The organism is Streptomyces sp. NPDC051578, from assembly GCF_044454045.1.
Lineage (GTDB): Bacteria > Actinomycetota > Actinomycetes > Streptomycetales > Streptomycetaceae > Streptomyces.
Window position 1 is genome coordinate 48,735 of sequence record NZ_JBITDH010000017.1, and the last position, 10,754, is coordinate 59,488.

Sequence of the window (10,754 nt, forward strand, 5' to 3'; positions counted from 1 at the left end):
CGTTGGTGCCGTCCTCGTTGGCGGCTTGCCCCATGGCTTGGAGAATCGCGAAAAAGGAGGCACCCAGCGTCTTCCACTGAGGTGTACTCCTGCCGCCCTTCGGCACGTGCTTGGCAGCTCGAATCAAGAACCAGCGCCAGGAGTGGGCGGGCGCACAACCGCGCCTGGTGGCTTGGGACGTACCGTCGAGGTCTCCGTCGCTCATACCGTGACCCTACCGCGCAGGTTTCTCTGAGAGCAACTCTGTTGCCTACATCGAAACAGAGGAGGGGTAACCTCCACCATGGAGCAATTCAGCGCCTTACAGCCGCTACCATGACCGGCATGGAGAGGGTGTCGAAGCAATCGGGGCGCGAAGCGGTAACCGACCTGGAACTACGGTTCATCGAAGCCGTAGAACACGGGCGAGTACGCGCCGAGATCACCTACGAACAGCTCGGCCGATACCTCGGCCTGTCGAAAAGCCAAGTAAGCAAGCGCCAGGACGGCCAGATCAGATACGCCGTACGCGACATGTACTACATCGGCCAACTCTTCAACATCGACCCCCTCACCATGGCCGCCGGCCTAGGCGACTGGCTCAACCACATCAAACCCCAACAAGTCCAGGCGAAAATCAACAACCTCCGCGAAGACAACACCCGAACCTGAACCACCCCCCACCCCACACGCACCGGGCGCCCGAGCGCAGAGCACCATGACAACTGACGGACAGCCGCCGTCGTAACTGGACCGCCATCCCAGTAAACGCGGCTCCACGCGACGAGCATCTGCACGGCATGTAGGCCAGTAGGCCGATAGAAGACGCTACGGGAGACCTCGCATCCCCCACACTGAACAAGAAGAGCCTTTTGGGATACCTACGTGAGTCACCATGCCCTTAGAACTCCTAACGAATGATCTTCGAGGTGAGTGGATCACTCCGGGAGCGTTGATCGGGGTGTGCGGTGGCTAGACCGAAGCCGTTGGAAATCGATCGCCTGCAGTCCCATCTGCTGGCGACGCCTCAACAAGCCCGACTCATGATCCAGTTACGAGCCCTACGCCTTGATGAGCCCCAATTTCAGCATGCAGTTCAGCGAATCTTCTGCCAGGTGTCGGACCCAACGATTGTCTTGACGATGGATTGACCTAGTTTTCTGACAATCTGGCGCACATCCCTGGGAAATTTCTTCAGTGCATCATACGATTGGCTCCGGAACGCCAGGTAGGTGTGGGTTCGAGACACCGTAGTGGCTCAAGCGGCACACCGGCAGAACTTGCAGTTGCGTCGCTCTCTGTGGCGCCAATTACCGCGCCTCGGCACGCCAGCCGCCCGGCTCTCCACCACGCCCGGAGCCGGTGCGCGAGCGGCGGGGGCTCACGCCGCCACGGAGACCGGTTCCCGGCGCCACGGCCTGAGCAGCAAAACCGTCAGCGCGGCGACCGCGCTCAGAAACAGGAACACAGGTCGGATACCAACCATCGATGCCAACAGCCCTCCGAATGTCGCACCGAGGGGCGCCGACCCGATCCCGACGAACTGGAACGCGGAATTGACGCGGCCGAGGAGTTCGTTCGACACGGATCGCTGCCGCATGGAGATGACCTTCACCCCGAAGAGCGTGCCCACCGCGCTGCCTGCGGTCATCAACAGCGCGATGACCCACACGTTGTCCGAGAGACCGGGCGCAGCGATGGTGGTGAGCAGTCCCCCGACGCCGACCGCCACCGCATGGGACTCCCCGAGTATCCGGGACACTCGGGCCGCGATGGCGCTGCCGGTCATCGACCCGATGCCCAGGGCCGCCAGCAGCAATCCGTACTCGCCCGTGGTGAGCTGGAGCGGACCGGGACTCACCGCGTACGTGACCAGTAGTGCGGCATTGGCGCCCGACGCGAAGTTCATGACACCCACCGACAGCGCGGCGCGTCGCAGCCAGGAATTGCCAGTGACGGCCGACACTCCGATGCGCAATTCTCGCCAGATCTGCCGGGGAGCCCAGGGCTCCGGGGAGTCCTGGTCGCTGTCGGGAGTGGCCGGGACCGACAGGCCGGCGACGACGTAGCAGGCGCAGATCAGTCCGATCACGGCGGCTTGTGTCCGCCCGAACAGAAGTCCGGCCACTGCTGGTCCCACCAGCGTATTCGCGACCACCTGAGATACGGATATCCGCCCGTACGCGCTTTCCAGCTGCTCGTTCTTGACCACCTGGGAGACCGCGCTCTGCGAACTCAGGTCGGCGGCCACCTCGGCGACCCCGTACACCAGGGCCAGCGCGATCAGCAGTGGGACGCTCGCCAGGTCGGCGACCGTCCCGGCCAGGAGGGCGAAGGTTGCGAGCACGCGTACCGCGTTCGCCGCGCGGATGATGGTGGACCGGTTCAGCCGGTCGACGAAGACACCGATGAGCAGGCTTCCGACCAACCACGGCAGGTAGCTCGACGCGACAACGACGGACACCTCGAAGCCGGAGGCACCCCAGGCCAGGGCCAGGAGCGGCAGCAAGACACGGAGCAGCCCGTCTCCGAAGTTCGAGGACGCGGTGGATACCCAGAGGCGGTAAAACTTGATCACGTTCGACTCTCTGAAAGGTGTCGCCAGCCGCTGGCAGGAGGGAGCGCGAGGGCCAGGATCCTACTGTCCTCGCGCAGGATAAGTCCCAGACCGGCCAAGTCGGCGACCATCTCCAGGACCGACTCTTCGGAGTGACCCATTTCTCGGCTGACTGCGCGAATTGATCGAGGTTTGGTGAAACAGCGGCGGTAGAGGTCGGCGTGCACTCCGTCGACGACGTACGAGCGGTGCGCGAATCCTGGACGACGTTCGTCTATCTTCATGAAGCCAGGGCCGAACTGGCATATCAGCGCGGGCGGATCAGATTTATCCCACGCCGTTCGCCATGATCTCAAGACCTCCAGGGTGGCATCGAACGTCTCCACCGGGAGGCAGTCAGCCACATCGTAGTCGAAGAAATAGGCCACCTCGGCCAGGTCGACGTTGGCAGGATAGACCTGCTTGTATGACGGGAGCGGTGCGACGTTGCGGACGCCGAACGTGACCCTGTCCATGAACATGGGACTGAAACGTTCGAGCCACAACCGGCCATCGCCGCCAGGCGGTTGCAGATGGGGAATCTTTTCGAGCAAGGTGACCTGGGCGGAATAATGTTCCGCCAGCTCTCCCGGGAATCCCCACAGGAGATTCCAGCCAACTTCGATTCCATGGAACCTACTCCACCTGAGAAGATTTATGTTCTGAAGCGCGGTGACGCCCTTTCGCATCAACTTCAGTATCGGCGTGGAGAGTGACTCGATGCCTGGCTGGATCCTCTTCACGCCCGCGCCGGCAAGGCGTTCGACCTCGGCCGGGGACACGTTGCTCTTCATTTCGTAGAAGATGTTGAGGTTCATGTTCTTTTGCGCCAGCGGATCGATGACGGAGGAAAGGTAGGACCGGTTCAGGATGTTGTCGACCGACTCCAGTCGCAGGCTGCGATGTCGTGACGAAAGCCATTCGATCTCCTGCAGCACCCGCTCGGGGGACTTCGACCTGAACTGCATGCCGCTCGCGTTGAGACCGCAGAAGACACAATGGTTCTTCTCGCCCCACCAGCATCCTCGTGCGCTCTCGAACGGGAGATCCACCTGGGAGCGGGAATTTTTCTTGAAGAACCCGAGCGACTCCGCACGCTCGAAGTACTCCTCGTAGTCCGGCATCGGCAGGCTGTCGAGATCGTTGAACGGAGTCTTCGTCTCCGTGTAGGAGACCGATCCGTCGTCCTGCCGCCAGGCGACACCCGGTATGCCGGCGAGGGTTTCCTTGTCTCCCAGCGCCTTCAAAAGCATCGGGAAGGGGAGGTCGCCTTCGCCAATCACCGCTACGTCGACCGAATCCACCGACGCGATCAGCTCCAGCCCCATGCCGGAGTCGAAGTTGGCGCCGCCGAAGACGGTCACCAGATGAGGGAATGCTGCCTTCAGTCTGCGGGCAAGCGCGAACGAGGCCACACTCTGCTGGAACGTGCAGCTGAAACCGACGACGTCGTACCCGGTCCAGTCGACACCGGCGACCAGTTCGTCGAGGTAGCACGGAGTCTGCCGGTCGCGGACGTCACGGAGCCAGGCCCGCGCGTCTCCCTCTCCCGTGTGGCCGACGGCCGCGGCGATGTCGAAGGTCAACTCGTCGATAAACTCGCCGGCCCGGTCCGGTGATGCGTCGCCGAAGGCCTGGTTCGCGAAGATCCAGTCGCCCAGTTGCACGCCCCGGTGCTGGCAGAGCGCCTCGTAATGATGACGTCCGATCGACGCCGCGAAGTCGAGATTGAAGTGAAAGGTGTCCGCGGCCCATCCCTCGCGTTCCGCGATGGCCTTCAGCAGACCCAACTGCAGGGACGGCCTGGTGGACGACGCGAACGGCATTGTCATCAGCGCTATTCGGGGCATGTGCTACCTCTTGGGAACGGGATTCGCCGGCAGGTCGAACGCCTCGGTCAACCCGAACAGTCTGATTACGTTGAGAACTTCCTGAGCCTTGGCCTCACCGCAGTGCGACAGGATGCCCGGGAGGATCGAGTGGAGGTCGACCGACCGTCCGCGCTCCTCAAGCCTGGCGAGGATCGCCTTGAGGCTCTCGGCGTCGTATACCGACCCGAGAACGGCCACCGCGAACACTTGCTCGTCCGAGAGGCCCGGGGTCCGTTTCACGTTGTTGATGAGGAAGTCTGTCGCCCGGTGGTAGGCAGCCGCCTCCACGATCTTCTCAGCCAGCACATGGCCACTGGTGGAGAAGTCCCGGATCAGTTGGATGTGTTCACGGTGGAACAGGATGTCGGTCATCTTGATGAGCGTGAACAGCGTCTGCGGAGGGGTTTGCGTCGCGACGACCTCGGCGAAGGTATCGTGGAATTTCCTCTTGTCGCCCCGCGCCAGAACTCGGAGCAACTTCACGTTGGTCCGGAAGTTTATGTCGGCGATGCCGTAGGTGGAGCGTATGCCCGGAGGGAAGTAGTTGTTCTGTGGTCCGTACCGAGCAACCGGGTGGGTCCGGAAGAGCAGGCTCACCGTCGGGATGCTCAGGTGGTTGACGGTGTGCGGCTCCACGTCGCCCGGCCGGACGAACGAACGATCGCCCGGCTCCCAGATCTCGGCGGACTTGACGGTGATCCTGCCGTCACCGAGCAGACCGTCGACCGCGTCCTCACCGACGTAGTCGTACTTGACGTTGAGCGACTGGCCGGCCAGCTGCATCTGTACACCGGAGAAGTCGTGGTCATGAATATTGATATCACTCCCCCACCAGTTCAGGACCTCGACCCAGAAGTGCCCGTTGTCGTACAGCATGAAATACAGGTCGGAGAAGGTCGAGTGGCGCTGCAGCCGTGAGACTTCCGGGTGGCGAAGCAGCGCAGATAGGTTGGAGAGCTCGCCGAAATGGGACAGATCTAGTCCCTCGGTCTCCTGCCAGGCGATCTCCGGGAAAGCAGCGCAATCGTTGCCGGTCTTCTCCCATTCGGCGCCGATGCGGTCGGCTACAGCGACGAGACTGTCATACGCCTCATTCATCGATCGACCCTTCTCACGCGGCTTGAAGTGACTCACACCGGCTCGCGCAGGACTTCACGAAGTCGATCGCGCGGTCCGACACGAGCCTCTCAAGGTTTTCCAAGGCAAGAACGCTGGCGCAGGAGGCCAGGGTGTCCTCCAGGATCTTGTGACTCTCCGGATGCACTTCGAGCTCGCCGCCGCCGTGCCCGAGGTAGCGCTCGCGTGCGGTCACCAGCTCGGTAGCCACCACAATGCTGTGTATTACCTTGTCGAGCGGCCGGTGCGTGCCGCGGATCGCGGACAGCGCGTAGTTTTCCCTCTTGCCAATCTCTTCGTACACGAAATGGTTGTGGCTGTACTCGTCGATGAACAGGAGGTGGTGCGTCAGCTCATGGATGAACAGCTCCATGACATCGTTTTGCGTCAGCGTGTCGTTGAGCGAGAGCCAGATGGAGCCGATCGCGTTGCTCGATGATCCGCCGTGGGCGGCGGACCCGTTGTCCAGCCTGTTTGTCTGCTTGAGGAAGACGCTGTGAATGACCAGCGGGAAGACCACCGCTATGTCCTCGTTCAGCGTGAGCAGTTCGGCCAGCGCCGACCTCGCCGTCGCGATCTTCCGGTCGCGCACTTCATCGTCGAACGAATCTCCGATGACGTTGGTCTGGTCGAGGTCGTTCAGGATGCCACCGGAGTAGGCCGCCGCCAGCTGCCTTTCCGTTTCCGGGTCCTTGATGAATATTTCCGTACCGAGGTTGACCGGTGCCTTAAATCTGTCTCCGGAGAGGAAGTCGAGGTACTGGTCCCGCAGTTCCCCGGTCGTGGTCACCGGCTGCTTCCGCTCTCCGCGCGACAGTCGGTAGACGTTGCGGATCACTTCGTCAGTTCCATACAGAGTCAGCATGAAAATCCCAATCTTTTCTCAATTCCAGGGCAGATCGCGCACCCGGGACCATGGCAGATTAATACTTTCACCGCGAATCTGCCATGATCCCGGATTACGGCAAACTAGTCGAACGCCACCATGTTCATGACGTTCCACGCATCCTCGGTGAGGAGCTTGTCGATGCGCTCGGAAGACTCGTTGAGTTCATCCGTCGTGACCAGCGCGATCACGTCCGTTATGTTGATTCCCTTGCCGAGCTGAGTTTCGGCCCCTGTCGTTACAGGCACGATTCAACCTCCTGTCTTTTCCTGATGTCGAATGACAGGCTCCAGAAATGGCAGCCGGTGTATCGACCATGAACGTACCGGCCATATTTGAGACCGTCAACGATGGCCTGTAATCGACCACTGCCGGGAACTGGATGGACCGGTCGGCAATTTCCTCAGAAAATTGCGATACCCGATGTTTCACTGCAGATCAACGCCCGCCAATAACGCTCTGTAACGCGAGACTCTACGCGGCCTAAAATCCGGACAATCTTCTTGAATCCACACAAAAAAACGCGCAGCGTCAAGGGACCAGTGTTCGCCATTTCTCACTATCTGGCCGGCCCCACTAGTACTGCAACGGTGTTTGCCGTGACGGTTGGGCAGGTCGGTCGTTGGTCAGTTCATGGGTGGGGAACGTGTTGATGCCCGGTTGTGGGCTGGTGAACTGAAGGCTCTGCATGAGCGGTTCGTGCACCGTTTTGCCAGGTCGGAGCCGCGGGAGTCGGCTCTTGCCTACATGCGGGGGCTGATAGCTCCGCTGGAGCGGAAGAACGGCTGGACGCTTGCCGAAGAGGCCGGGCACACGGGTCCGGACCGGATCCACCGGTTGTTGAACCGGATCGACTGGAACGCCGATGAGGTCCTGGACGACGTGCGCCAGTACGTGGTTGAGCATCTCGGCGACCGTGATGCTGTGCTGATCGTGGACGACACCGGGTTCTTGAAGAAGGGTGTCCGCTCGGCCGGGGTCCAGCGTCAGTACTCCGGGACCGCCGGGCGGACGGAGAACTCCCAGATCGGGGTGTTCCTCGCCTATGCCGGCGGCCGTGGCCGCACATTGATCGACCGCCGCCTGTATCTGCCGACCTCGTGGACGGACGACCGCGACCGGTGCCGGGCGGCCGGCATCGACGACACGGTCGCCTTCGAGACGAAAGTGGTCATGGCCAAGGCCATGGTCCGCCGCGCGATCACGGACCGGATCCCGTTCCGGTGGGTGACCGCGGACGCCGCCTACGGCTTCTCCAAGGGCTGGCGGACCGAGCTCGAGCGGGCGGATGTATTCCATGTCATGGCCACCACCCGCCACGACACCGTCGTCACCCGCTGGGCCATCGACCACCCCGTCCACGACCTGTTTCCCGGACTGCCCCGGCAGAAGTGGAAACGCCGCTCCTGCGGCAACGGCGCCCACGGCCCGCGGATCTACGACTGGGCCAGGGTCGAGGTCCGTCCCTGGCACCGCGAGGACCGCCGTCACTGGGTTATCGCCCGCCGAAGCATCCGCCGGCCAGACGAGATCTCCTACTACATCGCCTACTGCCCGGCAGAAACCACCCTGGACGAGCTGATCCACATCGCCGGCAGCCGGTGGGCGGTCGAGGAATGCTTCCAGACCGCAAAGCAGGAGTGCGGCCTGGACGACTACCAGGTCCGACGCTACGACGGCTGGCACCGCCACATGACCCTGGCCATCGCCGCACACGCCTGCCTCACCGTCCTGCGGGCCCGCGAACTCGACACTGGGAAAGCAGAAACGGATCCTCCCAGCTCATACCCCTCACCCTCCCCGAACTCCGACGCCTGATCAGCCGACTCACCCGGCCCCGCCCGAGCATCGACCACATCCTGCACTGGTCACACTGGCGACGACGACGCCAGTTCCAAGCCCGCACCAGCCACTACAAACGACGCGGCCACACACCATCAGAAGCCAACAACCCATCACGGCACAGACCGTTGCAGTACTAGTGCCGCATCAGGCAACGTTGGCCCTGTGGCGCCACTGGAAATTCGTCGAAAAAGTCTGCCGAGCGTGGCCGGGGATGGGCCTTTCCTGGCCCCGTAGGGGTGCTTGGGCGGACGTGGGGTCGGGGCCTGGAGTGGTCTTGCCTCCCGGTCTCATCCGGGGTCTGCAACAGCCCACTCAAGGCGTCGCGAAACACGCCTGACCTGGGCTTTTACTCCCCTCGCTCCTATGATCGCACTCGGTCGAAAGGGGGGCCGGGTGGACCGGACCGTACGCACTGTCGAGGACGTTCTCGCGCTCTTGGACGGGCTCTTCACATCTGAATCCGAGGCCGGCCACTTGGCGACGGGCGACGGCAAGGGCTTCTGGGACGCTTTCTATACCGACCGGTCAAGGCCGGTCCCGTTCTTCGTGGCGAAGCCGGACGAGAACCTGGCCGCCTACCTTGACCAGGGTCTGATTGCTCCCGGTCGAGTCCTGGACCTGGGGTGCGGGCCAGGCCGCAATGCCCTTTACCTCGCATCGCGCGGCTTCGAGGTGGACGCCGTCGACCTCTCTCCCGTTGCCGTCGCCTGGGGCGAGGACCGGGCTCACGAGGCTGGAGTCGACATCCGCTTCCTGTGCGGTGACGCTTTCGCCCTCCCCGTCACCGAGTTGAGCGGCCCGTACGACCTGGTCGTCGACTCAGGGTGCTTCCACCACCTACCGCCGCACCGCCGCGTCAGCTACCTAACCCTCCTCGACCGCGTCCTCGCACCTGGCGGCCATCTCGCACTCACCTGCTTCGCCGTCGGCGAGGCGGGAACGGGGTCGGAACTCGCCGACGCGGACTTCTACCGTGAACGCGAGTTGCAGGGCGGCCTCGCCTACACACCCGAATCGCTGCGCTGGATCTTCTCTGACCTGGTAGAGGTCGAACTGCGCCGCATGCGTGAGGAACCTCCCGAGTCAGCACTGTTCGGCGTGACGTTCCTGTGGACCGCGTTGTTCCGTCGGGGTGCGGCTGCGTCAGGCGACGTTCGCCCTGTTCACGACCTCGCGTAGGCGCTCGTCCTGGGCATGCTTGTTCCGCCAGATGATGTAGCGGCGGATCATGCTTCCCTGCTCTTTGTGGCTGGCGTGGTCGGTGCCGTCGAGGGTGAAGTAGCGCAGGGCGGTGAACTGGGCCTCGATGCGGTTCAGCCATGAGGAGTTCGTCGGGGTGTAGGCGATCTCGACGTTGTTGGCCTCGGCCCAGTCCGCGACCCGGCGGCACCGCTTCGTGGTCAGGTGCGGCGAGTAGTTGTCGCACACGATCGCGATGCGCTTCCCGATGGGGTGCAGGGAGCGCAGATAGCGGCAGAACTCCAGGAACTTGGAGCGGTTCTTGGTCTTCTTGATGTGGCCGTAGAGCTGGTCCTTGCCCAGGTCGTAGGCGGCGAACAGATGCCGGACGCCGTGCGGGCGGGTGTAGGTGGCCCGGCGGCGTGGCCGTGGCTCCCGCTCAGGATCCTTGCCCTTGCCGCCACGCTCGGCCCACTGGCGCCCGGGGTGGGGCTGGAGGTTGAGCGGGCCGAACTCATCCATACAGAAGATGATCTCGGGCTCACACTGCTCGGGGGCGACCTCGCCGTCGGCGATCGCGTAGAGGTGCTCGACCCGGGCCTTCTTCGCCTCGTAGTCGGGGTCGTTCGATGTCTTCCAGGTCTTCACGCGTTGAAAAGAGACGCCCTCCTCGCGGAGCAGGACCCGAAGGCCCTCGTGGCTGATGTCGTCGACCACCCCCTCGGCGACCAGGAAGTCCGCCAGCTTGGCTAGGCTCCAGGTCGAGAACGGCAGGCCATGCTCGGCCGGCTTCGACTTCGCGATCTTCTTGATCTCCCGACGTTCGGGAAGGGTGAAGGTTCTCGGCCGGCCGCCCTTGTACTTCGGGTAGAGCGAGTCGAAGCCATCGGTGTTGAAGTTGTGGATCACGTCCCGGACCCGGTCCGGGCTGGTGAACGTCACCTCGGCGATCTTCGCCACGGCCATGCCCTGCGCGGACAACAGCACCATCTGGCCCCGCCGCCAGGTCACCACCGACCCTGTGCCCCGGCGGATGATCCGGAGCAACCTCCGGCCTTCATCGTCGTCGATCTCCCGCACCCGCACCCGCACCCGTTCGGCCACCAGGACAGCATGGCGGATGCTCGCCGTCCGGGCCTGTACCCGGACGGCGCGTCACAACGGGGCGAACGCTGTCTGATGCGGCACTAGTCACCGTCCTCGCCGCCCAAGTCACCTCGCTGCTGGCTGCGAGCGCCGGCCCCGACGGCGATCCGGAGGCCCTGTTCGACACGATGATCCG

At 63.2% G+C, this 10,754-nt stretch carries 9 protein-coding genes; 3 read left to right on the top strand and 6 right to left on the bottom strand.

Annotation, left to right across the window (positions count from 1 at the left end; genetic code table 11):
* Nucleotides 1–315 precede the first annotated feature (315 nt).
* A complete protein-coding gene (locus ACIA6C_RS32860) occupies nt 316–651 on the top strand; it encodes a hypothetical protein (RefSeq protein WP_399281348.1) in 336 nt (111 codons plus the stop codon).
* A 709-nt stretch (nt 652–1,360) separates the two neighbouring features.
* Here ACIA6C_RS32860 and ACIA6C_RS32865 read toward each other — a convergent pair.
* From ACIA6C_RS32865 to ACIA6C_RS32885, 5 genes are all read right to left on the bottom strand, one after another.
* On the bottom strand, nt 1,361–2,557 hold the full coding sequence (locus ACIA6C_RS32865) for an MFS transporter (RefSeq protein WP_399281349.1): 1,197 nt from the start codon (nt 2,555–2,557) through the stop codon (nt 1,361–1,363).
* The gene (locus ACIA6C_RS32870; protein ID WP_399281350.1) at nt 2,554–4,407 is read right to left on the bottom strand and encodes a RiPP maturation radical SAM C-methyltransferase; all 1,854 of its coding nucleotides are present in this window, start codon (nt 4,405–4,407) and stop codon (nt 2,554–2,556) included. The genes ACIA6C_RS32865 and ACIA6C_RS32870 overlap by 4 nt, the downstream gene beginning before the upstream one ends.
* A 21-nt stretch (nt 4,408–4,428) precedes the next feature.
* A complete protein-coding gene (locus ACIA6C_RS32875) occupies nt 4,429–5,544 on the bottom strand; it encodes a hypothetical protein (RefSeq protein WP_399281351.1) in 1,116 nt (371 codons plus the stop codon).
* Between the two features lie 13 nt (nt 5,545–5,557).
* Entirely contained in the window at nt 5,558–6,427 is an 870-nt protein-coding gene (locus ACIA6C_RS32880; protein WP_399281352.1) for an aKG-HExxH-type peptide beta-hydroxylase, read from the bottom strand.
* 104 nt (nt 6,428–6,531) lie between these two features.
* Nucleotides 6,532–6,696 carry a hypothetical protein gene (locus ACIA6C_RS32885; RefSeq protein ID WP_399281353.1) on the bottom strand — a complete coding sequence of 55 codons (165 nt, stop codon included), beginning with the start codon at nt 6,694–6,696 and terminating at the stop codon, nt 6,532–6,534.
* 385 nt (nt 6,697–7,081) lie between these two features.
* On the opposite strand from ACIA6C_RS32885, the gene ACIA6C_RS32890 reads away from it, so the two are divergent.
* A complete protein-coding gene (locus tag ACIA6C_RS32890) occupies nt 7,082–8,266 on the top strand; it encodes an IS701 family transposase (RefSeq protein WP_399281354.1) in 1,185 nt (394 codons plus the stop codon).
* Nucleotides 8,267–8,686: 420 nt separating this feature from the next.
* Nucleotides 8,687–9,472 (top strand): class I SAM-dependent methyltransferase, encoded by a 786-nt coding sequence (locus ACIA6C_RS32895; RefSeq protein WP_399281355.1) that lies wholly within the window; start codon nt 8,687–8,689, stop codon nt 9,470–9,472.
* Here the strand turns inward: ACIA6C_RS32895 and ACIA6C_RS32900 are convergent.
* Nucleotides 9,437–10,576 carry an IS630 family transposase gene (locus ACIA6C_RS32900; RefSeq protein WP_399281356.1) on the bottom strand — a complete coding sequence of 380 codons (1,140 nt, stop codon included), beginning with the start codon at nt 10,574–10,576 and terminating at the stop codon, nt 9,437–9,439. The two genes, ACIA6C_RS32895 and ACIA6C_RS32900, sit on opposite strands and share 36 nt — an antisense overlap.
* Between the last annotated feature and the right edge of the window lie 178 nt (nt 10,577–10,754).